General features: G+C 64.3%; 21 protein-coding genes. 7 read left to right on the top strand and 14 right to left on the bottom strand.

The features are described 5' to 3' along the window. Positions 1-306 precede the first annotated feature (306 nt). The 3 genes from waaF (at position 307) to NWI_RS05500 (ending at position 2,592) form a co-directional block, all read left to right on the top strand. Positions 307-1,377 (top strand): lipopolysaccharide heptosyltransferase II, encoded by a 1,071-nt coding sequence (gene waaF, locus NWI_RS05510; protein WP_011314365.1) that lies wholly within the window; start codon positions 307-309, stop codon positions 1,375-1,377. 70 nt (positions 1,378-1,447) lie between these two features. Continuing rightward, the gene (locus NWI_RS05505) at positions 1,448-2,041 is read left to right on the top strand and encodes a D-sedoheptulose 7-phosphate isomerase (protein WP_011314364.1); all 594 of its coding nucleotides are present in this window, start codon (positions 1,448-1,450) and stop codon (positions 2,039-2,041) included. Continuing rightward, positions 2,038-2,592 carry an HAD family hydrolase gene (locus NWI_RS05500; RefSeq protein ID WP_011314363.1) on the top strand — a complete coding sequence of 185 codons (555 nt, stop codon included), beginning with the start codon at positions 2,038-2,040 and terminating at the stop codon, positions 2,590-2,592. Before NWI_RS05505 ends, NWI_RS05500 begins: the two co-directional genes overlap by 4 nt. Here NWI_RS05500 and waaC read toward each other — a convergent pair. Beyond that, positions 2,589-3,533: a lipopolysaccharide heptosyltransferase I gene (gene waaC, locus NWI_RS05495; protein ID WP_011314362.1), complete on the bottom strand. Its 945-nt coding sequence runs from the start codon at positions 3,531-3,533 to the stop codon at positions 2,589-2,591. The genes NWI_RS05500 and waaC overlap by 4 nt on opposite strands. Before the next feature lie 184 nt (positions 3,534-3,717). On the opposite strand from waaC, the gene galE reads away from it, so the two are divergent. From galE to NWI_RS05480, 3 genes are all read left to right on the top strand, one after another. Further along, complete coding sequence (gene galE, locus NWI_RS05490; RefSeq protein ID WP_011314361.1) at positions 3,718-4,728, top strand: UDP-glucose 4-epimerase GalE; 1,011 nt, start codon at positions 3,718-3,720, stop codon at positions 4,726-4,728. A gap of 119 nt (positions 4,729-4,847) precedes the next feature. Next, a complete protein-coding gene (locus tag NWI_RS05485; protein WP_011314360.1) occupies positions 4,848-6,656 on the top strand; it encodes an ABC transporter ATP-binding protein in 1,809 nt (602 codons plus the stop codon). 167 nt (positions 6,657-6,823) lie between these two features. Further along, on the top strand, positions 6,824-7,528 hold the full coding sequence (locus NWI_RS05480; RefSeq protein WP_011314359.1) for a fumarylacetoacetate hydrolase family protein: 705 nt from the start codon (positions 6,824-6,826) through the stop codon (positions 7,526-7,528). 31 nt (positions 7,529-7,559) lie between these two features. Here the strand turns inward: NWI_RS05480 and ligA are convergent, their stop codons facing one another. The 9 genes from ligA to murB form a co-directional block, all read right to left on the bottom strand. Continuing rightward, positions 7,560-9,710: an NAD-dependent DNA ligase LigA gene (ligA, locus tag NWI_RS05475; RefSeq protein ID WP_011314358.1), complete on the bottom strand. Its 2,151-nt coding sequence runs from the start codon at positions 9,708-9,710 to the stop codon at positions 7,560-7,562. Between the two features lie 6 nt (positions 9,711-9,716). Continuing rightward, the gene (gene recN / locus NWI_RS05470) at positions 9,717-11,402 is read right to left on the bottom strand and encodes a DNA repair protein RecN (protein WP_011314357.1); all 1,686 of its coding nucleotides are present in this window, start codon (positions 11,400-11,402) and stop codon (positions 9,717-9,719) included. Between the two features lie 144 nt (positions 11,403-11,546). Next, entirely contained in the window at positions 11,547-12,443 is an 897-nt protein-coding gene (locus tag NWI_RS05465) for an outer membrane protein assembly factor BamD (protein WP_011314356.1), read from the bottom strand. 471 nt (positions 12,444-12,914) lie between these two features. Beyond that, positions 12,915-13,871, bottom strand: a complete 957-nt coding sequence (gene lpxC, locus NWI_RS05460) for a UDP-3-O-acyl-N-acetylglucosamine deacetylase (protein WP_011314355.1) — start codon at positions 13,869-13,871, stop codon at positions 12,915-12,917. A gap of 336 nt (positions 13,872-14,207) precedes the next feature. After that, positions 14,208-16,019 carry a cell division protein FtsZ gene (gene ftsZ / locus NWI_RS05455; protein WP_011314354.1) on the bottom strand — a complete coding sequence of 604 codons (1,812 nt, stop codon included), beginning with the start codon at positions 16,017-16,019 and terminating at the stop codon, positions 14,208-14,210. A gap of 90 nt (positions 16,020-16,109) precedes the next feature. Further along, positions 16,110-17,432, bottom strand: coding sequence for a cell division protein FtsA (gene ftsA, locus NWI_RS05450; protein ID WP_011314353.1), 1,323 nt, complete (start codon positions 17,430-17,432; stop codon positions 16,110-16,112). Next, positions 17,429-18,451 (bottom strand): cell division protein FtsQ/DivIB, encoded by a 1,023-nt coding sequence (locus NWI_RS05445; protein WP_011314352.1) that lies wholly within the window; start codon positions 18,449-18,451, stop codon positions 17,429-17,431. The genes ftsA and NWI_RS05445 overlap by 4 nt, the downstream gene beginning before the upstream one ends. A 384-nt stretch (positions 18,452-18,835) precedes the next feature. Continuing rightward, positions 18,836-19,828: a D-alanine--D-alanine ligase family protein gene (locus tag NWI_RS05440; protein ID WP_011314351.1), complete on the bottom strand. Its 993-nt coding sequence runs from the start codon at positions 19,826-19,828 to the stop codon at positions 18,836-18,838. Positions 19,829-19,833: 5 nt separating this feature from the next. Further along, positions 19,834-20,751: a UDP-N-acetylmuramate dehydrogenase gene (murB, locus tag NWI_RS05435; protein WP_011314350.1), complete on the bottom strand. Its 918-nt coding sequence runs from the start codon at positions 20,749-20,751 to the stop codon at positions 19,834-19,836. Between the two features lie 134 nt (positions 20,752-20,885). Between murB and NWI_RS05430 the strand changes: the two genes are divergently transcribed. Beyond that, on the top strand, positions 20,886-21,218 hold the full coding sequence (locus NWI_RS05430) for a GIY-YIG nuclease family protein (RefSeq protein WP_011314349.1): 333 nt from the start codon (positions 20,886-20,888) through the stop codon (positions 21,216-21,218). Positions 21,219-21,223: 5 nt separating this feature from the next. On the opposite strand, the gene murC is transcribed toward NWI_RS05430, so the two are convergent. From murC to murD, 4 genes are all read right to left on the bottom strand, one after another. Beyond that, complete coding sequence (gene murC / locus NWI_RS05425) at positions 21,224-22,627, bottom strand: UDP-N-acetylmuramate--L-alanine ligase (protein WP_011314348.1); 1,404 nt, start codon at positions 22,625-22,627, stop codon at positions 21,224-21,226. A gap of 103 nt (positions 22,628-22,730) precedes the next feature. Beyond that, a complete protein-coding gene (locus NWI_RS05420; RefSeq protein WP_041345416.1) occupies positions 22,731-23,837 on the bottom strand; it encodes a UDP-N-acetylglucosamine--N-acetylmuramyl-(pentapeptide) pyrophosphoryl-undecaprenol N-acetylglucosamine transferase in 1,107 nt (368 codons plus the stop codon). A 48-nt stretch (positions 23,838-23,885) separates the two neighbouring features. Beyond that, positions 23,886-25,037, bottom strand: a complete 1,152-nt coding sequence (ftsW, locus tag NWI_RS05415) for a putative lipid II flippase FtsW (RefSeq protein WP_011314346.1) — start codon at positions 25,035-25,037, stop codon at positions 23,886-23,888. 234 nt (positions 25,038-25,271) lie between these two features. After that, positions 25,272-26,672 carry a UDP-N-acetylmuramoyl-L-alanine--D-glutamate ligase gene (gene murD, locus NWI_RS05410; protein WP_011314345.1) on the bottom strand — a complete coding sequence of 467 codons (1,401 nt, stop codon included), beginning with the start codon at positions 26,670-26,672 and terminating at the stop codon, positions 25,272-25,274. Positions 26,673-26,675: the final 3 nt, after the last annotated feature.

Genomic DNA, 26,675 nt, shown 5'->3' with positions numbered 1-26,675 from the left:
TCTAGAGCCTTTTCCAGCTAAGTGGAATCCGGTTCGCGTAAAGAAAACGCTCTTAATCAAGAACTTGCGCGTGCTCCGATCACAAGACCGGTATCCACTTTTGCGGAGTACGCTAGTGGTCCGATTCCAACATTCGCATCCCGGTTTGCCCCACTCCAGCCTGCGAGGCAACTTTGGTGAGCCTTAAGGGAGACGATCGGATCGTGAAAAACAGCGAGCGAGATAACTTTACCTCACCGGTCGGAGCGGATACCGAAGACCGGTCTTCGACCCCGGATCGTGATCCCATCGCACGTCGATCAAGATATGAACACAGATTCATCATATGAGCCGGAAATGGTCGACCCGGACGATACCCGGCCCATTCTGATCATTCCCTATATGTGGATCGGCGATTTCGTGCGCGGCCATACGGTGGTGCGGGTCCTCAAGCAGCGCTGGCCGAATCGACCGGTGGACCTGCTGGTGACAACGCTCTGCGCGCCGCTGGTGGATTACATGCCGGGCGTACGCGCCGGCGTGGTCTGGGACCTGCCCCGAAGCCGGCTGGCGCTCGCCCAACAGTGGGGTCTCGCCCGGCGGTTGCGCGCACGGGGGTATGGAACAGCCCTCGTCCTGCCGCGCACCTGGAAATCGGCGATCGCACCCACGCTGGCCGGCATCCCGGAACGGGTCGGTTTTGTCGGCGAGGCACGTTTCGGCCTGATCAACCGCTGGCGCTGGGGCGAAAGGGCGCTGCCGCGCATGATTGACCGCAAGGCTTCCCTGGCGCTTCCCGCCGGAGCGGCGCGGCCGCCTGAATGGCCCGCGCCGCAGCTTCGGGTATCCGGCGAAGACGTCGCCCGCTGGCGGCAGGCGCAGGGACTTGGCACGGGACCGGCAGTGGCGCTGGCGCCGGGGGCGGTCGGCCCGAGCAAGCGCTGGAGCTACTTTGCCGAAGCCGCCCGCGGACTGGCTGAGCGCGGAATCGATATCTGGGTCGTCGGCGGCCCCAAGGAAAAGGCGCTGGCGACCGACATCGTTGCAACCGGGGGGCCTCGGGTTCGGGATCTGACGGGTCACGACCTGCGAAACGGCATTCTGGCGATGGCGGGGGCCACCATCGCCATATCGAACGACTCCGGTTTGATGCACGTTGCGGCTGCGCTCGGAACGCCGACGATGGGAATCTTCGGGCCGACCAGTCCCTATCACTGGGGACCCCTGAACGGCCTCGCCGCGACGATCCAGGCGAAAACGCCCCTCCCGTGCCAGCCGTGCCATCGTCCGGTCTGCACCCGGAACGACCATCGCTGCATGAAGGATATCCCGGCGGCTGAGGTGATGGCCATCGCGGAACGGGTGCTTGCGGAAGCCGGGATGCGCGACGCTCGTTGACGCGGGCATGCTTGCGTGGACATGACGCACTCATTACCACTGATATCCGTCACGGTGACAAAGGTGCGTCTTGAGCCAGAATCCGATCGCGGTCCATTTTCAGCAATCGCTTGCGGCCCTTCAGCGCGCAGCCAACGACACGACGTTGCTCGCCGCCGCAAGCGAGATTGCCGTCACGATCATCGACGCGCTGCGTTCCGGAAACAAGGTGCTTCTGATCGGCAACGGCGGAAGCGCCGCCGACGCCCAACACATCGCCTCGGAAATCGTCGGGCGCTACAGGAAGGAACGTCCGGGTTACGCCGCCATCGCCCTGACAACCGATACGTCCGCCCTCACCGCCATCTCCAACGATTACGGCTTCGAGCGGATTTTCTGCCGGCAGATCGAAAGTCTGGGCCGGCCTGGCGACATCCTGCTGGCGCTGTCCACCTCGGGACGGTCGCCGAACATTCTCACGGCGCTTGACGCCGCGCGACGGCTTGGACTTGTCACCGCGGGCTTCACCGGCCTCAAGGGGCAAAGCCTGCGGGAGGTCTGCGATCATCTCCTCGTCGCGCCGAGTGACGACACCCCGGTGATCCAGCAGATCCACATGACCGCGGCTCATGCGATCTGCGATACCGTCGAGCACGCGCTGGCGGACGGAGACAGCGACAGGTGAGCCGCGGCGACATCGTTCCGGCTTCCGGGCCGGCGGCGTTCCTGGATCGCGACGGCGTCATCAATCATGACGACTGCTATATGGGTACCCGAGACCGCATCCGCTGGATGCCCGGCGTCGTCCCGGCGATCAGGCGGCTGAACGAGGCCGGCTATTTCGTTTTCATCTTCACCAATCAATCCGGAGTCGCGCGCGGTTTCTTCAGTGAAGACGACGTTCGCGATCTGCACCGGTGGATGCAGTCCCATCTGGCGTCACAGGACGCGCGGATCGACGACTTCAGGTATTGCCCGCATCATCCCGACGGCAGCGTCGCCGGATATCTGGAAGATCATCCGTGGCGCAAACCGAAGCCCGGCATGATCCTCGACCTGATGCGGCACTGGCCGGTGCGGTGTCAGGGCAGTTTCGCGATCGGCGACCGCGACAGCGACATTAGGGCCGCGGCCGGCGCGGGAATTCCGGGATTCCTGTTTCCCGGCGGCGACCTCGACGCATTCGTCGCGCGGGTGCTTGCGGAGATATCCGATGTGATCACACCACGTATCTAAGCAAGCAATCGCTCCGCGGCATCGATCACCTGCCCCGCGGGAGGCGGACCGCTCTTGCCGCCAAGAACCGCCATGCGTCCGGCGCCCATCGGCCCCGTCAGGCCGGGATCGGTACTGACATAGATGCCGATGAGCGGCACCCGATAGGCCGCGGCGAGATGCATCAACCCGGTGTCGACGCCGATCACCAACGCCGCATTGCCGATCATGCGCGCGGTCAGATCAAGGCTCTGGCGCGGCTGGACGCGACTGCCCGCGATTTCTCCTGACAGCCGCTCGGATAACAGGCGCTCGGCCTCGGTGCCCCAGGGCAGCACGGTCTGCAATCCGTTCGCCTGTAGCCAGCGGCCGGTTTCGATCCAATCCTCCGCGCGCCACGTTTTCGAGAGCCGGGAGGTGCCGTGAAGCAATACGGCATAGCGCTGACCCTCCGTTCGCGCCGGAGAACGGAGACCATAATCGACATCCCCGGTTGGATCGTACCCGAGCGAGAGACCTGTCAGCAGCCGGTTGCGCGTCACGGCGTGAAGGTCGCGACCAACCGTGTGCCGGACATCGTAGAAACGCGCGGCCAACGGTTCGCGAATGCTGCGCGCATCGTAGCCGTGGCGCGCGCCGCGTGAGACGCGGGCCATGATCGCGGAGCGGATAAGACCTTGGGTATCGATCACCTTTTCGAACGCCTGCCGGCGCAGCCGCGCCCGGAACGCGCCGATCTCGCGCCACGTGGCGATGGCTCCGAGTTGCGAACGCCAGCGCCGCGTCGCGACAGGAATGACATCAGCGACCGACGGATGCAGCCGCACCAGCGGCGCGAACGCCTCTTCGACCAGCCACGTCAGCCGCAACCGCGGACATGCGCGCGCCGCATCGACGATCGCCGGCATCTGATGCACGACGTCGCCGAGCGAGGATGTCTTGATGATGAGGACGTCGGTCATCGGCTGCCGCAGGGCCAGGGGAGAACCGGTTCCCGTTACAGTTTGGCAACCATAATGTCGAATCCCGAGGTCAGACAGACGAAATCCGGCCGATCACGGTCATGCTATACGGCAATTCCATCCTTTTGTGGGAAACTTCGGCGAACGCGGTACCTGCCGCACAGCTGAGGCGAAAGGAGCAGATATGACCGTGCTTGTTACGGGCGGCGCCGGCTACATCGGCAGTCATATGGTGCTCGCGCTGGCCGAGGCCGGCGAGAATGTCGTCGTGATCGACAACCTGTCCACCGGCTTCTCCTCGGCGCTGCCCGAGGGCGTGCCGCTGTTCATCGGCGACGCCGGGGACGAAAATCTTGTCGAGAACGTCATCGCCCAGCACGGCATCGAAAGCATCATTCACTTCGCGGGTTCCGTGGTGGTGCCCGATTCGATGCGCGATCCGCTCGCCTACTATCGCAACAACACGATGACGACCCGCAACCTGCTGAACGCCGCCGTCAAATGCGGCGTCAACCGCTTCATCTTCTCATCGACCGCCGCCGTCTACGGCAATCCCGACCAGATGCCGGTCGCGGAAGAGGCGCCGACCCGGCCGCTCTCTCCTTACGGGTCGTCGAAGCTGATGACGGAAATCATGCTGCACGATGTCGGCTCCGCTCACGACCTGAATTACGTCGTGCTGCGCTACTTCAACGTCGCGGGCGCCGATCCGCAGGCGCGGATCGGGCTTCAGACCGCCGGCGCCACGCATCTTCTGAAGATCGCGGTCGAAGTCGCGACCGGTCAGCGCGCCAAGATCGACGTGTTCGGCACCGACTATCCGACGCCGGATGGAAGCTGCATTCGCGACTTCATCCACGTCAGCGATCTGGCGCAGGCCCATCGCGCCGCGCTGACGTACCTGCGAAACGGCGGAGGCTCGACCACGCTGAACTGCGGATACGGACGCGGCTACTCGGTTCTGGAAACGATCGAGGCGGTGCGTCGGGTCTGTGGCCGCAACTTCGCGGTTCACTATTCCGATCGACGCCCCGGCGACATCATGACCATGATCGCCGACACGAGCCGGATTCGCGCCGCGCTCGACTGGACGCCGCAATACGACGATCTCGCCACCATCGCCGCGCATGCGCTCGCCTGGGAAGAGAAGCTGGCGCAGCGGCACGCCACCGATGCGCTCGCGGTATCGGCCTGACAAGCCGGACGGAACCGGTTTTGGCTTGAAAAAGACCGTTATTGCGGGCATGGAATCTGAGCTTTCGCAACACCCCTGACGCGCGGGCGACAACCGATTCACGGCGTCAATGGAACGCGATGACCGAGCCTCCGAAGAAAATCACCGATGACCCCTATGGCGCGGCCATCCTTATCCGCCGCCTGGTCACGGAACAGGGCATGGCCTATTGGCGGCGCTACCTCGCCGCATTCGCGCTGATGGCCGTCTCCGCGGCGGCGACGGCGACGTCGGCCTACCTGCTCGGTGAGGTCATCAATCAGGCTTACGTGGACCGCAACGTGCGCGGCATTTTCATGCTGTCCACCGTGGTGCTCGCCATCTTCGTGGCCAAGGGCGCGGCGACCTACGGTCATTCCGTGATCCTGTCCCAGATCAGCAACGCGATCCTCGCCAATAATCAGCGCCGCTTGTTCGCCAAGCTGATGAGCGAGAGCATCGGCTATTTCTCGCAACGGCATTCATCGGAATTTCTCGCGCGGCTCACGGCCGGCGCGACCTCGGTGACGCAGGTGCTCAGCCTGCTGATCAACGCGGTGGGGCGCGATCTGCTGTCGCTGATCGCACTCGTCACCGTGATGGTGATGCAGGATCCCTATATGTCGCTGTTTGGCGCGCTGGTGGCGCCGCCCGCGATGATCGTACTGCGCAAGCTGGTGAAGCGCATCAAGGGACTGGCGCACAGCCAGTTCCATGGCACCGCCGATATCATGGAGACGATGCAGGAGTCGCTGCAAGGCATTCGGACCGTCAAGGCGTTCACGCTCGAACAGACCATGCGCGAGCGGATCGACGCCAGCATCACCGCCGTCGAGCAGACCAACAACAAGATGGCGCGGGTTTCGAACCGCGCCAGCCCGCTGATGGAAACGCTCGGCGGTTTCGCCATCGCCGGCGGACTGATGTATGGCGGCTATCGCGTCGTCGCCATGGGCGCGACGCCGGGCCAGTTCTTTTCCTTCCTCACCGCCTTCCTGCTGGCCTATGAGCCCGCCAAGCGGCTGGCCCGTCTCAACATCGAACTCAACAGCAGCCTGATCGGCGCGCGCAAGCTGCTTGAGATCGTGGACAGCCCCGCCAGCGAACCCGACGACAGCGACAAGCCGGCGCTGCAACTGACCGACGCCCGCGTCGAGTTGCGGGATGTCACATTCGCCTATCGCCCGGACGAGCCCGTGCTCAAGCGCATGAGCTTCATCGCGGAGCCGGGCAGGATGACGGCGCTGGTCGGCCCCTCGGGCGGCGGAAAATCAACCGTGCTGGCGCTGCTGCTGCGCCTGTATGAAGTCACCGACGGCGACATCCTGATCGACGGGCAGTCCATCTCCGGCGTGTCGCGGACATCGCTGCGCCGGCAGATGTCCTATGTCGGCCAGGACGTCTACCTGTTCCGCGCCACGATCCGCGAGAATATCGCGTTCGGCCGCCCTGGCGCTACCGAGGACGAGATCGTCGCGGCGGCGAAAGCCGCCTGCGCCCACGACTTCATCACGGGCTTTCCGCTCGGCTACGACACTCCCGTGGGCGAGCACGGCACCCAGCTCTCCGGCGGGCAGCGCCAGCGCATCGCCGTCGCCCGCGCGCTGATCAAGGACGCGCCGATCATCCTGCTCGACGAGGCCACGGCCGCGCTCGATTCGGAATCCGAAAAGCAGGTGCAGGAGGCGATCGAGCATCTGTGCCGAAATCGCACCACGATCGTGATCGCTCACCGCCTGCACACCATCATGCACGCCGACGCCATTCTCGTGGTCGAGAACGGCGAGATCGTCGAGCGCGGACGCCACGACGATCTTCTGCGAAGCGGCGGGCGCTATGCTTCGTTCTTTCGCCTGCAACACCGGGAGACAGCGCCGCTGACGCTGGCTCCCTTGAGCGCGTCGGCGTAGAGCCTTACCGCTTCTGATGGAATCAGAGGCGGGCTCCACGATTTTGATCTGACGCGTTTTCTTCACGCGAATGCGTATCCGCTTCGCTCGAAAACGCTATGATGTCATCGCACCTGTCCGCGGTGACGATCTCATCGCGCAAGCGCAGGCAGAGCGGAGAGCACCGCATGAGCGCATCGCCGTTTGTGATTCCAGAGCCGCCCCGACCTGTCATCGCGGTCGCGGGCGGCAACGGCTTCTTTCCGGTCCGCCGCATCTGGTGCGTCGGCCGCAACTATCTCGATCACATCCGCGAACTACGCAACGACGAGCGCGCGACGCCTTTTTTCTTCGCGAAGCATGCCGACATGATCGAGGCCGACGGCGCGACCATTCCCTATCCGCCTCTCACCCATGATCTGCATCACGAAGTCGAGCTGATCGTCGCGATGAAGAGCGGGAGCTTGCGCATCCCGGCCGACACCGCGCTCGATCACGTCTATGGCTACGCGGTCGGCATCGATCTCACCCGGCGCGACCTGCAAAACGCCGCGCGCAAGAAGGAACAGCCGTGGGAGATCGCGAAGTCATTCGATCACACGGCGCCCTGCGGCGCGCTGCAACCAACAGCGAAGATCGGCCATCCATCGAAGGGCCGTATCTGGCTCGCGGTCAACGGCAAGGAAACCCAGTCCGGCGATCTCGCGCAGATGATCTGGAACGTTCCGGAGATCATCGCGCAACTTTCGAAACAGGTCTCGCTTGACGCAGGCGACATCATCATGACCGGTACGCCGGCCGGGGTCTCCGCCCTGCATCCGGGCGACCATGTCGAATGCGGCTGCGACGGCGTCGGCAAACTGACGATAACGATCGGCCAGCCGGCGGCCTGAACGTCCTTGACACGGCACTCCGGAAGATCGGCTATCCTTCGATCAGCTTCAGCCACTCGTCCTCGGAGATTACTTTCACGCCGAACTTCTCGGCATCCTTGAGCTTCGATCCGGCTCCGGGACCTGCGACGACCAGATCGGTCTTCTTCGACACCGAGCTGGACGTTTTCGCGCCCACGCGCTCGGCCGATGCTTTTGCTTCATCGCGCGTGAATTTTTCCAGCGAGCCTGTGAACACCACGGTCTTGCCCGCCACGGCCGAGTCGCTGCGGGCCTGCGCGACCGGCAGCACTTCGATTTCTTCAAGCAGATCGTTCAGCGCCTTGACGTTGCGCGGCTCGGCAAAGAACTCGACCACCGCGTCGGCAACGATATCGCCGATGCCTCCGATGTTGGTAAGATCGGCATAGGCCTCGGAATCATTGCCTGCTTCCGTCTGCGCCGCCGCGGCCTCCGTCATGGCGCTGCGGAAACTTTCGATACTGCCATAGTGTCGCGCCAGCAGCTTGGCATTGCCCTCGCCGACGTGGCGGATGCCGAGCGCGAAGATCAGCCGGTTGAGTTCGATCCTGCGGCGAGCGTCGATCGCGGCGAACAGGTTGCGCACCGACACATCGCCATAGCCGTCGCGATCGCGCAGCTTGTTCTCCGCACGCGCGTCGCGCTCCTGCAACGTGAAGATATCGACCGGGTGCATGACAAGGCCGTCGTCATAGAATTCCTGTATCTGCTTTTCGCCGAGGCCGTCGATGTCGAAAGCAAGGCGCGAGACGAAATGCTTGAGCCGCTCCACCGCCTGCGCCGGGCAGATCAGCGCGCCGGTGCAACGGCGCACCGCCTCGCCCTCCTCGCGCACGGCGTGGCTGCCGCAGATCGGACACCTGTCGGGAAACTCATATCGCTTAGCGTTCGCCGGGCGTTTTTCGATGATCACGCTGACCACTTGCGGAATCACATCGCCGGCGCGCTGCACCACCACGGTATCGCCGATGCGAAGGTCAATACCGTCGCGGATCGGCTGACCATCGTTGCCGAGGCCCCTGATGTAATCCTCATTGTGCAGCGTGGCATTCTGCACCACCACGCCACCGACGGTGACGGGTTCGAGCCGCGCCACCGGCGTCATCGCGCCGGTCCGGCCGACCTGGATGTCGATGCCCCTGAGGATCGTCATCGCCTGTTCGGCGGCGAACTTGTGTGCGATCGCCCAGCGCGGGCTTCGCGACACGAAGCCGAGGCGTTCCTGCCAGTCGAGCCGGTCCACCTTGTAGACCACGCCGTCGATGTCGTAGCCGAGCGTGGCGCGTTGCTCACCGATGCGGCGATAAAACGCCAGCACCTCATCGACGCTGTGACATAGCTGGATCAGCGGATTGACGATAAAGCCAACGTCCCTGAGCCACTCCAGCATGTCGTTCTGGGTTTCGGCGGGCCGATCAGTCATCTCGCCCCAGGCATAGGCGAAGAACTTCAACGGACGCGAGGCGGTGATCGATACATCCTTCTGGCGCAAAGAACCGGCCGCCGAATTGCGCGGATTGGCGAACACGGTATCGCCAGCCTCTTGCTGCTTTTTATTCAGAGCAAGGAAGTCCTCTTTCAGCATATAGACCTCGCCGCGCAGCTCGCAGGCGGTGGGGATGTTGTGGCCGTTCAGTTTGTGCGGCACGTCCGCGATGGTGCGGACATTCGCGGTCACGTCCTCGCCGGTGAAGCCGTCGCCGCGCGTCGCCGCGCGCACCAGGTCGCCGTTCTCGTAACGCAACGACAGCGACAATCCATCGATCTTCGGCTCGGCAACGATGGCGGGCATGTCATCCGCACCAAGTTTCAGAAAACGCCGGATGCGCTCGACGAACTCGGCAACCTCAGCGTCGCTGAAGGCGTTGCCGAGCGACAGCATCGGCACCGCATGCTGCACTTTCGCGAAGCCGCGCGCGGGCGCGGCGCCGACCGTCTGCGTGGGCGAACTTGCGGTGACGAGGTCCGGAAAGCGGGCCTCGATCGCTTCGAGCCGCCGCTGCAACGCGTCGTAGGTAGCGTCGGAGACCGTTGGCGCGTCCTGCTGGTAGTAGCGCTCGTTATGCGTCTCGATCTCAAGCGCCAGCCTCTTGTGCTCGACCCTGGCCTGCGACCTGGTGAGGGAATCGACGGGCGGAGGCGTTTTTGACTTGGCCGCCACAGCTACTCACCCCGCCGCTTTCAACAGCCGGTCCGCGGCGGCGCGGGCCTCCGCGGTGATCTCGGCTCCGGCAAGCATCCGCGCGATCTCCTCGCGGCGGTGATCCTCCGCCAGCGTCGCAACCCGCGTGGCGACACGCTTGCCACGGTCCAGCGCATCTTTTGAGATGAGCAGATGTTGATCAGCGCGCACCGCAACCTGGGGCGCGTGCGTCACCGCCATCACCTGCACCTTGCAGGCCAAGCGCGACAGCCGCGCGCCGATGGCGTCGGCCACCGCACCGCCGACCCCGGTGTCGATCTCGTCGAACACCAGCGTCGGCGCCGAGCCCTTGTCGGAGAGCACCACCTTCAGCGCCAGCAGGAAGCGTGACAGTTCGCCTCCCGATGCGACCTTCATCAGCGGCCCGGGACGCGTGCCGGGATTGGTCTGCACCCAGAACTCGACGCGGTCGAAGCCTTGCGGCCCCGGCGTGGACGGATCGGAATCGATGTGCGTCGAAAATCTGGCGCGCTCAAGCTTCAACGGCGCAAGCTCCACATTGACCGTCTTGTCGAGCTTGTCGGCAGCCTTCTTGCGCGCCACCGAGAGTTTCGCAGCCGCCGCCGCATAACGTTTGTCGGCGTCGGCCGCCTCTTTCTCCAGAACAGTCAGTCGATCCGCGCCGGCGTCAATCAACGCAACCTGCGCTGCATACTTCGCGGCAAGCGCGGCAAGTCCCTCGACCGGCGTCGCATATTTTCGCGAGGCCGCGCGCAGCGCGAACAGCCGCTCCTCGATGCGCTCCAGTTCAGCCGGATCGAAATCCGAAGCGGCGAGCGCTGCCGCGAGATGCTGGTCGGCCTCCTCCAGCGCGTTGATGGCGGCGTCGATCGACCTGACCGCGGGCTCGACCAGTTGCCGCGAACTCGCGGCGCGCCGTTCGAGCCGCCGCACCGCCGCCGACAAGACGCTCGCCGGCGAACCATGACCGCTGACGACGTCTCGCGCCTCGCGCAGGTCGGCCGCGATCTTCTCGCCCGCCATCATCGCGGCGCGGCGTTCGGCAAGCGCGGTTTCCTCGCCCTCCTGCGGCGCGAGCTGTGTCAACTCCTCGGAGGCGTGACGCAAATACTCGGCCTCCTGCGCGGCGCGCTCCACGCCGGCGCGATGATCTTCAAGCGCCACGCGGGCGCGGCGACGCGCTTCCCACAGCACTTCCAGCGCGGAGACCTCGGTATCCAGTCCGGCAAAGGCATCGAGCAGCCGGCGGTGGGTCGATGCATCGACCAGCGCCCGCTCGTCGTGCTGGCCGTGAATCTCCACCAGCGTCGCGCCGACCGCTTTCAAGGTCTGCACGCTGATCGCCTGATCATTGATGAAAGCCCGGGTGCGGCCGTCGGCAAGCTGGACGCGCCGCAGGATCATCTCGCCCGATTCTTCAGAAATAGAGTTCTCGATGTCATTGGCGGCAAGCATGGCGCAGGCCGGATGGTTCTTCGGAACATCGAAGGTGGCCGTGACCTGCCCCTGCTCCGCGCCGTGGCGAACCAGCCCGGCGTCGCCGCGGCCGCCGAGCGCGAGCGCAAAGGCATCAAGCAGAATGGATTTTCCCGCGCCGGTCTCGCCGGTCAACACCGCAAGACCGGAGGCGAACTCGATATCGAGCCGCTCGATCAGGACGATGTCGCGGATCGAAAGGCGCGCAAGCATGGGAGGCCGGTTCCTGCCAAAGGCCGTTGAGAAATGTGGAAAAGCGTAGCGCAAAGACTGGAGCCTGACCCAACTCCGTTGAACCGGACTCCAGCCCCATCCTTGTGACTGTGCATGATCTTATCCGAAAATCGGGATCATGCTCTAGCCAAGGCCCACCTTCCTGAACGCCTTGCTGATCCACGAACTCTTGTTCTCGCTGGGCTGGCTTCCACCCGAGGTCACGAGATTGTAGGCGTCCTTGTACCAGTGGCTGTCAGGGAAATTATGGCCAAGCACGGCCGCGGCGGTCTGCGCCTCGGCAACGATTCCAATCGCCATGTAGGCCTCGGTCAGCCGCGCCAGCGCCTCCTCGACGTGCCGCGTGGTCTGGAAGCGCGTCACCACCGTCTTGAAGCGGTTGATCGCGCCGGTATAGTCACGCCGCTCCATGTAGTAGCGGCCGACCGCCATTTCCTTGCCGGCGAGCTGATCGCGCGCGCCCTGAAGCTTCTTCTTGGCTTCACCGGCGTATTCGGACGTCGGATATTTCCGGATCACCTCTTCCAGGGTGCGCATCGCCTTCTCGGTACGAGCCTGGTCGCGCGAGACATCGGCGATCTGATCGTAATTAGAGACGGCAATCAAATACTGCGCATAGGCGGCGTCCGGACTGCCCGGATGGAGCGTCACGTAGCGCGACGCGGAGCCGATGCAGGTGTCGTAATCGCCGGCCTGATAAGATGCGTAGGCCGACATCAGCAGCGACTTCCGCGCCCACTCCGAATACGGGTGTTCGCGGTCGACCTCGTCGAACTTCTTCGTGACCGCCTTGAGATCGCGCTGTTTGTTCATGAGGAACAAGCCCTCATTGTAGAGCTTGTCCGCCGGTTCGTCGCTGAAGGTCTCTTCGTCCTTCGCCGTGAACTTGTCCAGGAGCGGCCCGGTCCCGCACGCGGCAACGGTCACGGCGGCGAGTGCAAGACAGGCGGCGAGCCGCAGTTTCCGGCCAAGCCGCCCGAGAGAGGCGCGGTCCATGAAAACGCGCCGTCCGAGCGCCATATGCTTAGCCACCATTGGTGAAAATCCGAGGTCCGTCATCCGGCGATCCAGGCAGTGGAGCAGTTCTCATTTCTGATTGAATCAGAAGCGAAGCTCAAGACATTGGTTTTAGAGCATTTTCCGGGTAAGTGGAATCCGGTTCGCTCGAAAACGCAACAGATGCTCTCTCACCGCGAAAAGTCACTGTAAGCGTGCCACGCCCGAGGACATGGTTCGTTCCGAAAACGCTACAGCAAACGGGAACGCGCACCTTGCACCCGCCCGTTTAGCCCACAAGCAGCCGTTCACCAACGGGGTAAGCAGGTATTTCGCCGGGATTAAGGCAGAACGACGACCACGATCCGGTAATGCTTGCGGTGCCAGAAGGCTTGGCCCCTGCAAGCCGCCACGGCACAAACACGGATCGGCGCGCATACGCAGCAGAACGGCTTAAAAGGTGCGAGACTCGAACAGTGCGAGACCCGGTGAGGATCAGGACACGTTGGGACCATAGGCTGCAGCCATGCCGCCCACCATTCCGCCGACCAGTTCGCCCTGACTGCGCGGACGCGAAACCGGCTGATCCTCAACTACCCGCCATGCGGTCCGGTCGGCCATCAAAGCCGTCAGCACCGCGTGGTTGAGCTTGTGCCCGCCGCGCGCCGAGCGATAGCCGCCGATCAGCGGCAACCCGGCGAGCGCCAGATCGCCGATCGCATCGAGAACCTTGTGTCGTACGCACTCGTCGGCGTAGCGCAGGCCACCGGCATTCAACAGGCGCTCGTCATCGAACACCATCGAGTTTTCCAATGACGCACCCAGCGCGAAACCCGCGCTTCGGAGCCTTGCCACATCGTTCATGCAACCGAAGGTTCTCGCCCGGCTGATTTCACGACGAAAGCTCTCGGGATCAAGATCGATGGAATAGTCCTGATGGCCGATCACCGGATTGGCGAAATCAATCTCGACCTCGACGCGAAAGCCGCGCTTGTACGGTCGCAATTCGCCGACCGCCTCGCCCTTCGTGACCCGGACCGGTTTCAAAACCTGGATGAAGCGGCGCGCCGCCGACTGCTCGACAATCCCGGCCTGGTCGATCGCGGCGACGAAGGCAGCCGAACTGCCATCCATAATCGGCACTTCAGGTCCGTCGAGTTCGATGGTGGCGTTGTCGACGCCAAGGCCACGCAACGCAGCAAGAACGTGTTCGGCGGTGGAGACGAGAGAGCCTTGCTGATCGCCCAGGACCGTGGCAAAATTGGTCGATGTCACGGATTTCGCGGCGGCCTGTACCCGGCGTTCGGTTCCATCGGGAGAGGTGCGGATAAAAACAAAACCCGCATCGATCGACGCAGGCCCTAGAGTCAGGTTGGCCGGTAATCCGGAATGAACGCCGACACCCGTCACGGTGGCTCGCGAACGCAGCGTCGTCTGGCGATTGAATCTCATAAAGCCTGGCCCAAGTGACTTATCCCGAACGCCGAATTCTCGCCTGAAAGGCTGCGAATCGATTCGTGATCCCCAAAGTCACGCCTAAAACATACCGGCAGTCCCAAAGCGCGCAACTCACGCTTCTTTACCAATTGTTACCCCATCTCCGCCGCAATCACGCCGCCTCGTGACCAAATATGCCGCATGAACGTGACCCTGCAGCGGACCTTGATAAAATTAATTTTTCATGAAATATCAGAGTAATGCCCGAAAAAATAAAGAAACAGGATGATAGGAAAAAGGGCTCCGCCTGCAAATGACGGAGCCCTTACAGCTTCAGTTTGTTACAGGCTTTCAGTTTGCCTGACGGCGAAGAAAAGCGGGGATATCGAGATGATCGTCACCCTGCGGGGCGGGCGCGACGGGCGACGGACGGCCGTGAGCGTCGAGGCCCTTCGGCGGCGGCCGGCGCGCGTACTCTGATACCGGGTCGTTGCCCATCTGCTCGGCGACGCTGCGCTGCGGGCGACGCTCCGGCAATGGGGGCATCTGGGCCATGGCCGGTCCGGCGTCGCGACCCGCGATCGGCGGCTCGGCTTCCTGATCGCGCCGGCCGAGGCCCACATTGGCGAGACGCTGCAGCAGTGACAGCCGGCTCTTCTGCGGATGCTCTTCCTCGACCTCGCCACGAGCCTGACGGATTTCATTTTGCGCCGGCATCGGAAGCTCCTCCATCCTCGGCATCCGTGGCGCACGGAGCGGAGCGCGCTCCGCCGGCTGCGGGATGAAGGTATCCGGCACCGGCGGCTCCTGCTGCTCGCGCGGCGCGGGATCGTGATCCGGGAACAGCGTCGGCTTTTGCGCGATCGGCCGAACGGTGACGTCGCCATAGGAGGCCGGCTGCACGGGAGCCGGAGCGGCGGCCGGCGGGGGCGGCGGCGCGGGCTCGGCGACCGCCGCGGCAATCGCCTCCAGTGCCGCCCGATCGACATTGGCGGCGGGCTGAGCGGCCTGGACTGGAGCTTGGACCTGAGCCTGAGCCGGCTGCACGGCAGGCCGGGGCTCGGCGGGCTTCTGGGCGAGGTTGGCGGAAGCACGCTTGTTGTCCTCGCGAAGCTTCGCGGACAGTTCGGCCGCGCGCGGATCAGGCGTCGCGGATCCGGACTTCATTGCCGGTGTGGCCGCGGTACGCGCGATCGTGCTCTGGTCGATGCCGGTCGCGACCACCGATACCCTGATGATGCCGTCGAGGCTTTCATCGAAGGTGGCGCCGACGATGATGTTGGCGTCCTGATCAACTTCCTCGCGAATCCGCGTGGCGGCTTCGTCGACCTCGAACAGCGTGAGATCCTTGCCGCCGGTGATCGAAATCAGCAGCCCCTTGGCACCCTTCATCGAACTATCGTCGATCAGCGGATTGGCGATCGCGGCTTCGGCGGCGGTGAGCGCGCGCTTCTCGCCGGAAGCCTCCCCGGTGCCCATCATCGCCTTGCCCATCTCGCGCATCACGGCGCGGACGTCGGCGAAGTCGAGGTTGATCAAGCCTTCCTTCACCATGAGATCGGTGATGCAGGCGACTCCCGAATAAAGCACCTGATCGGCCATCGCGAAGGCGTCGGCGAAGGTGGTCTTCTCGTTCGCGACCCGGAACAGGTTCTGATTGGGAATGATCAGAAGCGTGTCGACCACCTTGTGCAGCTCACCAATCCCTGAGTCGGCGGTGCGCATGCGCCGTTGACCCTCGAAGTGGAACGGCTTGGTGACGACGCCGACGGTCAGAATCCCCATTTCGCGCGCGGCCTTGGCGATGACGGGCGCGGCGCCGGTGCCGGTGCCGCCGCCCATTCCGGCCGTGACGAACACCATATTCGCGCCCGAGAGATGGTCGCGAATTTCGTCGATGACCTCTTCCGCCGCGGCAGCGCCGACATCGGGCTGCGAGCCCGCGCCGAGGCCCTGGGTGACCTGGGTGCCCATCTGGATGATACGCTGCGCCTTGGACATGGTCAGCGCCTGGGCGTCGGTATTGGCCACCACGAAATCGACCCCGACCAGCCCGGCCGTGATCATGTTGTTGACCGCGTTGCCGCCCGCGCCGCCAACGCCGAACACAGTGATCCGCGGCTTCAGCTCGTGAATATCGGGAACGTTGAGATTGATGGTCATGGTTGCCTCTCGATTACACGCGCGGTGTCGCTATGCCGGCGGTCGTCGACCGCGGAGTTGATGGGAATCTGCAATTCGGCGGAAAGTTCATCAGAAGCCCTCCCGGAGCCATCGTCCGACCTTTCCGAAATAGCCGTCCGTCCCGGTGCGAACCTGCCGCGTGCGCCGCGGCTCAACATGTTCCAGATGTGCGTATTGCGGGTACACCAGCAGCCCGGTGGGGACGGAGAACGAAGCGCTCTTGGCCTCGTTGGGCAGGCGGCCGAAGCCAAGGGGGCGGCCGATGCGGACCGGACGGCCGAGAACACGCGAGGCGAGTTCGGGAACGCCGGTCAACTGCGACGCCCCGCCGCTCAGCACGACGCGCGCGCGCGGCTCGGCAGCAAATGGGGAATCCGCGAGCCGGTCCCTGACCATCTCAAAAATCTCCTCGACACGCTGACGAACGATGTTGGCGATGGTCGCGCGTGACACGACCTGAGGCGCGTCACAGTCACTGTCTCCGGCCGCGGGAACCGTCATCAGCTCGCGAACATCCGAGCCACCCGTCAGCACCGTGCCATATAACGTCTTGATTCGCTCGGCATCCGCAATGCACGCGCCCAATCCGCGGGCAAGATCCATGGTGACGTGATGTCCGCCGATGGCGAAACCGCTCGCATAAATAAAGCGTCCCGCTGAATAGACCGCGATGGTGGTGGTTCCCGCGCCCATCTCCACGACCGCGGCGCCGAGATCGACCTCGTCGTCGGTCAACACCGACAGGCCGGCCACATAGGGACTGGCAGCCATCGCTTCGACGGTGAGATGGCAGCGCTCCACCGCCAGCATCAGGTTTTTCGCAACCGTCGCTTCCGTGGTCACGACGTTCATGTCGACGCCGAACCGGCGCGCCACCATGCCACGGGGGTCGCGGATACCCTTCACGCCGTCGAGCGAATAGCCGGCGGGCAGCGCATGAAGCACGGTGCGTCCGGACGCCGTGGCGTGATGCATTCCGGTCGACGTGACCCGGCTGATATCGGACGGCGTGACCGCGCCGCCCTGAATGTGGGAGGCCGCTTCGATCAACTGGCCTTGCAACCGCCCGGCCGATACCGGCAACAGCACGGATTCGACCCGGACCTTCGCCATCTGCTCGGCCAGCGATACAGCCTGGCGAACCGCCTGCTCGCACTGGGCGAGATCGGTCACGGCGCCGGCCTTCATGCCGCGCGATTGAATCTGGCTGTAGCCGATCAGTTCCACCGCGTGGGTTCGTCCGCGCAACGCATCGTTCGGCGCACTCGGCCGCAGCCTTGCGATCATGCAGGCGATCTTGCTGGTGCCAATGTCCAGCGACGCCACCAGCGCGCTGCGGTTGCGCTGCATGGGCCGCATTTTCGGGGTCTGGCCGCAATCGAGGCTGGTCATGCGCTGCCGGCCTTCTTGCTGGACTTCTTGAGCTGCTCTTCGCGCGCCTTCGCGGCCTCTTCCGAGAGCCGCACGGTCAGGCGATCGGGAAAACGCATGTCGATTGCGGTGATGTCCCGCGACAGCAGCTTGTTCTCCCTGTCGTACTTCACCAGCGCGGCGAGCGCGCGGCCGACGTCGTTCTCCGGAAGCCTGATGTCGAGTCCGTCCTTGAGGCGCAGATTCCAGCGTCGCTCGCCGACGAAGATCGCGGCCTTGAGCTGGCTGTTCACCACCGGATAGTTCGCAACCAGCGCGAGGAAATCCCTGGCGCGAGTTTCCGCCCCCTTGCCGACCACGAGCGGCAGTGTCGCGAAGCGTTGCGAGACGTGTGGCGTGAGCACGATTCCGTCGGCTGCTATCACCGCGAGCTTGCCGTTCTCCTGCCACAGCGCGAAGGGAAGACGCTCGGTGATGTCGATCTGGAGCGCGCCCGGGTAGAGCTTCAGCACCGTTGCATCCGCGATCCACGGATTGGCTTTCAGGCTGTCGCGCACGCCGGCGGCATCGAGGAACAGCAGCGATGAACGGCCGTTGACGCCGCCCGCGGCCAACACTTCCTCCTGCGTCAACTGCGTGCGGCCATTGACGGTGACGGACGTGATCCGGAAGCCCGCGGCGTTGGCAAGCGCATTGCGCGTGTCGTCCAGGGCCGCGACGGCTTCATCGACATGGCCGCCCGCCACCACGCCGAGCACGGCGCTGCCGCCGACCACGACGACGGTCATGATCGCGCCAAGCCGGCGCGGGACGTAGCGTTCAATAAAGGCGATCGCACGATTGGGATTTCTGGCGCGCGCGTCCAGACGTTCCGCCCGTGCGCGCTTCAGCTTGTCGATCTGTTCGCGCAACAGGATGGCTGCGCCGCTGGCGGCCCACCTGAGCAGGTTGGCCTGCTTCAGCAGGTCGGACGCCCTCAACAGGACAGACTTGTACCCCGGCAATCTCAACGACCGATCGAGGCGTCCTCCACCATTCATCGCGCGCGCTCGTCACCGTTTCGCCCCGCCCCGCCCCAACCGCGGCGCTGAACGCAGGAACCTCGAATAACCTTGCGAGCACGCACAACGTCCCGGCGAATACCGGGCGGGGCGCCGACCTCCGGCAGGTCCGCTGTTCCCTCGATGCGGTCGGAAGCGGAAGTTCCGCAACAGTCGCGCCCCGGCAGCCAAACGCCACACGCGCCGCCAAGTGTTAACCTTGGGGCGTGCTGGTAAACAAAAGGTAAATGCGGTGCGGACAGACCGCATTTTTGCGCGATAAAAGAATGTCTTGCGACTTTCGGGCCAACCTGCCGGATGGACCCGAGGGGCTCCGGCAGGTTCCCGCCGGGGGCGAACCGGTTCCCGCGTCCCAAGAAACCGCTAGAGGTTCGGACGGACGGCCTTTTCGGCGAGCACGATCTGGTCGCGCAGAAAATCAGCGAACCCGACCCCCTGCGCATGAAGCGCCTTGGGGTAAAGCGAGGCCGCGGTCAGGCCCGGCAGGGTGTTGGTTTCCAGATAGATCGGTCCATTGCCTGTCACGATAAAGTCGGTGCGGGAATAGCCGCGGCAGGACAACGCGCGATGCGCCCGCAGCGAGTGATCCATGATCTGCGCGGCGATCTCCGGCGAAAAACGTCCCGGACAGATCTCCTGCGTCGTCTTCGCCAGATACTTCGCGGCGTAATCGAACGCGCCCTCGGCCGGCACGATCTCGACCGGCGGAAGCGCGACGACCGAGCCGTCGGAATGCTCCAGCACGCCGCAGGTCGCCTCGACGCCAGACACGAAAGGTTCGATCACATAGTCCTCGGTCTTCGCCGCCTCGCGGACGGTGACGATATCCTGCGGCGCGTTGACGAAGATCAGGCCATAGCTCGATCCGTCGCATGCGGGCTTGGCAACCAGCCGGCCGTGTTCGGCCAGCGCGTGGTCAATGTCCTCCAGCAAGACGTGCGCCGGCGTGGGGACCCCGGCCGAGGCCACGAACCGCTTGGCCGCCACCTTGTCGAACGCAAGATGCGAGGCGGCCGAACCCGATCCCGTGAAAGGAATTCGGCGAAGCTCGCACATCGCCTGAAGTTCACCGTTCTCGGCGCGGCCTCCGTGGAGGCCGAGCACCAGCACGCGATCCTCCGCCCTGGCCCTGTCCAGCGCCCGCTCCAGCGGCGCGCCTGATCCGCCGGGAACGAACTCGTCCTCGAACGGCCGCGCATGATCCCGCAGCGTTTCGGATCGCACGTCGACGATTTCATCGCGAAGGTTCCAGAACCACAGATCGGCCTCCGGCAATGCGTGATGGAGCGCCTGCGCGCTCGCGACTGAAACCAGACGCTCCTTGTTGCTGCCGCCGAACAGAATGGTGATGCGCATGAGCCCTATCCCAATCCGATCCGTTTGATTTCCCATTGCAGATCGACACCGGAATGCCGTTTTACCCGCTCGCGTACGCTCTCCCCCAGGGTTTCGATGTCGCGCGCGGTTGCCTCTCCGGTGTTGATGAGAAAATTGCAGTGCATGTCCGACACCTGCGCGCCGCCGACGCGATGACCGCGCATCCCGGCGGCATCGATCAGTTTCCACGCGCTCTGACCTGGCGGATTCTTGAACGTCGAGCCACCGGTCTTTTCGCGGATCGGCTGCACCGTCTCGCGATGAGCCTGCACCTCGTTCATGCGCGCACGGATCGCTTGCGGCTCGGCGATACGGCCACGAAACATCGCGCCGGTGAAGATGACGGAGGGATCTATTCCGCTGCTGCGATAGTCAAACGCCATGGCGAAATTGTCGAAGGTCATCCTTTCGCCACGGCGGCTGAGCGCGCGGGCTTCGACGAGAACATCCCTGGTTTCGCTGCCGTTGGCGCCTGCGTTCATACGTAGCGCGCCGCCGATGGTGCCGGGAATGCCGAAGTAGAATTCAAGCCCGCTGATGCTGGCAGCAGCGGCCGCTTCCGCGACACGCTTGTCAAGCGCGGCGGCGCCGGCGTGCACGGCATCGCCATCGATCGTGATCTCGCCGAAGCCGCGTGGCGGCAGGCGAATCACCACGCCGGGCAGCCCGCGATCGCGCACGATCAGGTTGGAGCCCACGCCGATGCAGCAGACCGGTATTTCCTCCGGCAGATGGCTCAGAAAATAAGCAAGGTCATCCTCATCAGCCGGCGTGAACAACGCCTGCGCCGGACCACCGACGCGAAACCAGGTCAACGGCGCCAGCGACTCGTTCGCCAGCAGCCGCCCGCGCAAGTCCGGCATTCGCGATTTCAGTTCCGGAACGATGTCGGGGAAGGTCATTGAAACCACCTACCGACTTAATAACTCAAAAGACGTGGATGGCCGGGACAAGCCCGGCCATGACGAACGTGTAGGTTGCCTTTCGGATCGGTGGAACGCAGGTATCGGATGGAAGCCTTGCTTCTCAACGCGTCATGGCCGGGCTTGTCCCGGCCATCCACGTCTTGCAGAATTCCTGCATGAAAGGCGGATACGTTTATTTCCTGACCAATCGGCCGAACGGCATTCTTTATGTCGGCGTGACGAATGATCTCGTTCGGCGCGTCTTCGAACACCGGTCCGGATTCGTTGCTGGATTCACCAAGCGGCACTGTCTGAAGCGACTGGTTTATTTCGAAACCTTCGACGATATCCGCAACGCCATTCAGAGAGAACACAACATCAAGCACTGGCCCCGTACCTGGAAAGTCCGGACAATTGTCGCGGTGAATCCCGAATGGGACGATTTGTATCCGACGATCGTCTGATCTCCTCATCCCAGCGCCTTCAATTCGCCCGGCAACGCATAGGCCCATTGCGTGATGTTGCCGGCGCCGAGGCACACCACGTAGTCTCCCTGCTTCGCAAGATCCGCAATTATACCCGCGAGCGCCGCGGATTCCGGCAGCGGCACCACCTCGCGGTGACCGTGGGCGCGCAGGCCGAGCACGAAGTGATCGCGATCGATGCCCACGATCGGCGTCTCTCCCGCCGGATAGACATCCGCGACGACTACGGTGTCGGCGTCGTTGAAGCAGGTGCAGAACTCCTCGAATAGTGCTTGCAGCCGCGTATAGCGATGCGGCTGCACCACCGCGATGACCCTGCCGTCGGTGGACTCACGCGCCGCCTTCAGCACCGCCGCGATCTCGACCGGATGATGGCCGTAGTCGTCGATGACGGTGACGCCGTTCCACTCGCCAGTTCTGGTGAAGCGGCGCTTGACACCGCCGAAGGCCGCGAGCGCCTTGCGGATGGTCGCGTCGGTAATGCCCAGTTCATGCGCCACCGCGATCGCCGCCGTGGCGTTGAGCGCGTTATGCGGACCCGGCATCGGCAGCACCAGATCGGAGATTTCATGCGCGGCGTCGGTCTTGCGGTTGCGGAACATGACCTTGAAATGCGAGCCGCCACCGTTCGGCGCGAGATCGACCAGCCTGACATCGGCCTGCGGATTCTGTCCGTAAGTGATGATACGCCGATCCTCGATCCTGCCGACCATGGCCTGCACCACCGGATGATCGATGCACATCACCGCGAAGCCGTAGAACGGCACGTTTTCCACGAACGAACGGAACGCGTCCTGCACGGCGTCGAACGTCTTGAAGTGGTCGAGATGCTCGGCGTCGACGTTGGTGACGATGGCGACATCGGTCGGCAGCTTGAGGAAGGTGCCGTCGCTCTCGTCCGCTTCCACCACCATCCACTCACCGGCCCCCAGACGCGCGTTGGTGCCGTAGGCGTTGATGATCCCGCCATTGATGACCGTGGGATCGAAATCGCCCGCGTCGAGCAGCGTCGCAACCATGGAGGTCGTGGTGGTCTTGCCGTGTGTCCCGGCGATCGCGACACAGCTTTTCAGCCGCATCAGTTCCGCCAGCATTTCCGCGCGGCGCACCACCGGAATGCGCTGGGCGCGCGCCGCCATCAGTTCGGGATTGTCGCGCTTGATCGCGGTTGAAACGACCAGCACATCCGCGCCGTTCACATTCCCGGCCTTGTGGCCGACCGTGACCTTGACGCCCTTCTCGCGCAGCCGCACCACGTTGGCGCCCTCGGAAGCATCCGAGCCCTGCACCGTGTAGCCAAGGTTGCACAGCACCTCGGCGATGCCGCTCATGCCGATGCCGCCGATGCCGACGAAGTGGATGGGGCCGATTTCGCGCGGCAGTCTCATGTCCGTCTCTCGTCCGAGTGATTCCCGCTAGCCGTGCCTGGCCTTATAGAGCGGGATGAGGAAAAGTGTGTAGCGGTTTTCCGCGCGCGTCTGCATCAAGCGATCAGGCGCCGGTTCGCGCCACGCGCATGACCAGATCCGCCAGCCGCCCGGCGGCGTCGAGACGGCCCACGGTGCGCGCCGCCGTCGCCATCGCCGCGAGCCGCGCCGGGCCGGCCGCCAGCGCGGATAATTCCGCCGCGAGCCGGTCAGGAGTGAAATCAGGTTGCACGATGCGGATCGCGCCGCCGACGTCAGCCAGCACGCCGGCATTGGCGAACTGATCCTGATCGATCGCACCCGGCAGGGGGACAAGGATCGACGGACGGCCGATCGCACCGAGTTCAGCCACCGTACCCGCCCCCGAGCGGGATATGATGATGTGGTTCGACGCCAGCCGCGCCGGGAGATCGGCGAAGAAGGGAGCGAGTTCGGCTTTGATCTCCAGCCGGTCATAGAACCCGCGCACCCGCGCCATATCTTCGTCGCGCACCTGCTGCGTCAGGATCAATCGCTGCCGCAGCGCCGGTTCGAGTCTTTCAATCGCGCCAGGCACGATGTCGCTCATGACGCGCGCACCCTGGCTGCCCCCGACCACGAGAACACGCAAGGGATCGCCCAAGCCTGGCGTCGCGAACGGCACGGCGGCGGCCGCGAGAATAGCAGGCCGCATCGGCGTTCCGGTGGTTGTTATCTTGCCGGCCAGCGATGGCTTCTTGTCCAGCACGCCGGGCAGCGAGGTGGCGATGGCGTTGACACGCTTCGACAGGAAGCTGTTGGCGCGGCCCATGACGGCGTTGGAATCATGGATCACGGTCGGGATGCCCCTGAGGCGCGCCGCGATCAGCGGTGGCAAAGTCGGGTAGCCGCCGAATCCGACCACGGCGGCGGGCTTCAGAACGCGCATCAGGTTGAGAGCGACGGCTGTGCCGGCCGCGAGCATCAGGCCGGTGCGCGCCAGCGCCCATGGAGAACGGCCGCGCACGGTCTCGCTCGGAACCACGTCGGTGAGGTCTTTCGAGAACAGTCCGCTATAGCGCAACGCGCGCGAGTCCGTCACCAGCCGCACGCGCAAGCCGCGCTTCATCAGTTCGACGCCGAGCGCCTCGGCGGGAAACAGGTGTCCCCCCGTTCCGCCGGCGGCGAGAAGGATAAGCGGTGCGGTGGTCATGGACTTCGATGTCCAGACGAAATGATCCTCGTCATGATCGTGCATGTATTACGCATAACGCGCAGCGACGGCGCTCTCCTCGATCGATTCCATCTCGGTGCGCGGCCGCTCGCGCGTCAGCGCCAGCATCAAGCCCGCTCCATAGGCGAGCGAGACCATCGACGAGCCCCCATAGGAAATGAACGGCAGCGTCATGCCCTTGGCGGGAATCAGATGCAGGTTGACCGCCATGTTGATGGCCGCCTGCATTCCGAACATGATCGCGAGCCCCGACGCGGCGAAACGCGAGAACAAATCTTCGGAGGCGTAGGCGCGCGACAGCGTGCGCATGACGATGAAGGTGAACAGCGTCAGCAGCCCGAGGCACATGATGATGCCGAACTCTTCCGCCCCCACGGCGAACACGAAATCGGTGTGACTGTCGGGGAGACTCCGCTTGGCGACGCCTTCGCCGGGGCCGAGTCCGAACCAGCCGCCATTGGCGAAAGCCTCCATCGCCGTATCGACCTGGAAGGTGTCGCCGGAGGCCGGATCCATGAAGCGCCTGATACGGGCCGCGACGTGCGGCACCGTCATGTAGGCGGCGAACAAACCCGCCATCGCCGTTCCCGCGAGCCCGAACACCCAGATGATGCGCATCCCGGCAATGAAGAACAGCGCGCCCCACACCGTCAGGATCAGCATGGTCTGACCGAAATCGGGCTCCATCACCAGCAGCGCCACCAGACTCAGCAGCAGCGCAAGCGCCATCGAGGTGGCCGGCATCTCCGGCTTGCGCGCGGATTCCGAAAACAGCCAGGCCGCCAGCACGACGAAGGCGGGTTTCGCGGACTCCGAAGCCTGGATGTTGACGCCGAGGATCGTGATCCAGCGTTTCGCGCCCTTGACCTCCGGACCTAATCCGAGCGTGGCCACGATCAGAACGATGCTGATCGCGAAAACGATCAGCGCGGAGCGGCGGATCAGGCGCGGCGACAGGAACGACACGCCAACCATCACAATAATCGACGGCAGCAGAAACATCACATGACGATGGAAGAAATGAAACGGATCAAGCCCGATCCGGGTCGCGACCGACGGGCTCGCCGCCAGCGACAGCACCACGCCGGTGAGCATCAACAGCACCATCGCCGCCAGCAGCAGCCGATCCACGGTCCACCACCATTCCGAGAGCGGCGTGCGTTGTTCGCGTGAGATCATGACAGTTCCTGCGGGCGGCGGTCACCCATTGGTCCCCTATCGTGGTTACCGGAGCGTTAAGGAAGGCATGACAAGTTTGAGAGAATGGCTATCTGCCGGTCATGCCCGGCTTCATGCCGGGCAACCGGTCTTGCTGCATCAAGGAGGAAGACGTGGATGGCCGGGACCATGGGCGAGCGGAAGCGACGCCGTTCTTCGAACGGCTATGCCCGGCCATGACGAGGGCGGCGCGAGCTACACGACGGGCGTAACGCCCGGCAACGCCTGGACCAGTTCGCGAAAGCGATCGCCGCGAACTTCAAAATTGCGAAACTGATCGAATGAAGCGCAGGCCGGCGACAACAGCACCACCGCCCCGGCACGGCCTGCTCCTTCCGCGTCCCGCGCGGCGGCGGGCACCGCGGCTTCCAGCGTTCCGCTGATCTCGTAGGCCACCTTGCCCTCCAGCGTCGCCGCGAACTCCTGCGCCGCCTCTCCGATCAGATAGGCTTTGCGGATGCGCGGAAAGAACGCGTCGAGCGAGGCGATACCGCCGCTTTTCGGCTTGCCGCCCGCGATCCAGAAAATCTCGTCGAAGGACGACAACGCCTTCTCGGTGGCGTCGGCGTTGGTGCCCTTGGAGTCGTTGACGAACAGCACATGGGCCTTGCGCCCCACCTGCTCCATGCGATGCGCGAGACCGGGAAAACTGCGCAAGTCCTGCTGCAGGATGTCCCGGCTGACCCCGAGCGCCAGCGCCCCCGCCGAAGCGCAGGCCGCATTCTGCGCGTTGTGCCGCCCGCGCAGCGAGCCTATTCCGCCGATGTCGGCGATTTCGCTGCGCGCGCCGCCGGACACGAGAACGATCCTGTCCTGTTCGACGCTGACGCCATGCGCCAGTGGCCGCTTCACCGACACGCGCACGACGCTGCGTCCGGCCTGCTCCTGACGGTCGGCGATCGCCGCGCACCAGTGATCATCGACGCCGACGACCGCCGTGCCCTGCGGCTGCACCCCGGCGATGAGCCTCTCCTTCACCTGCGCATAATGTTCGATGGTGCCGTGGCGATCGAGGTGATCGGGACTGAGGTTGAGCAGAATGCCGACGGTCGGATCGAGCGAGGGCGCGAGGTCGATCTGGTACGACGACATCTCGATCACATGCACGCGCCCTCTGCGCGGCGGCTCCAGCGACAGGATCGCGGTGCCGATGTTGCCGCCCATCTGCACGTCGTATCCGGCCTCGCGCATCAGATGCGCGACCAGCGCCGTCGTAGTGGACTTGCCGTTGGTGCCGGTGATGGCGATGAAAGGCGCGTCGGGCGCATGACGTGCGCGCTCGCGGCAGAACAGTTCGACGTCGCCGATCACCTCGACGCCCGCCTGCCGCGCCGCCAGCACGCTCCAGTGCGGCGAGGGATGCGTCAGCGGCACGCCCGGCGCAAGCACCAGCGCGGCGAGGTTCGCCCACACCACGGTTCGCAAATCCGCGGTGATGAAACCGGCCTGCGCCGCCTTCGCGAGATTGTCGGCGTTGTCGTCGCCCGCAATCACCTCGGCGCCGCCCGCCTTCAGGGCGTGACAACTCGCAAGGCCCGAACCGCCGAGGCCAAATACCGCGACGGTCTTGCCGGAAAAGGATGTGACGGGGATCATGGG

This window comes from Nitrobacter winogradskyi Nb-255 (genome assembly GCF_000012725.1).
In the GTDB taxonomy this organism is placed as follows: domain Bacteria; phylum Pseudomonadota; class Alphaproteobacteria; order Rhizobiales; family Xanthobacteraceae; genus Nitrobacter; species Nitrobacter winogradskyi.
The sequence above is the reverse complement of the archived record's forward strand: the minus strand, read 5'-3'. Positions and strand labels throughout refer to the sequence as shown.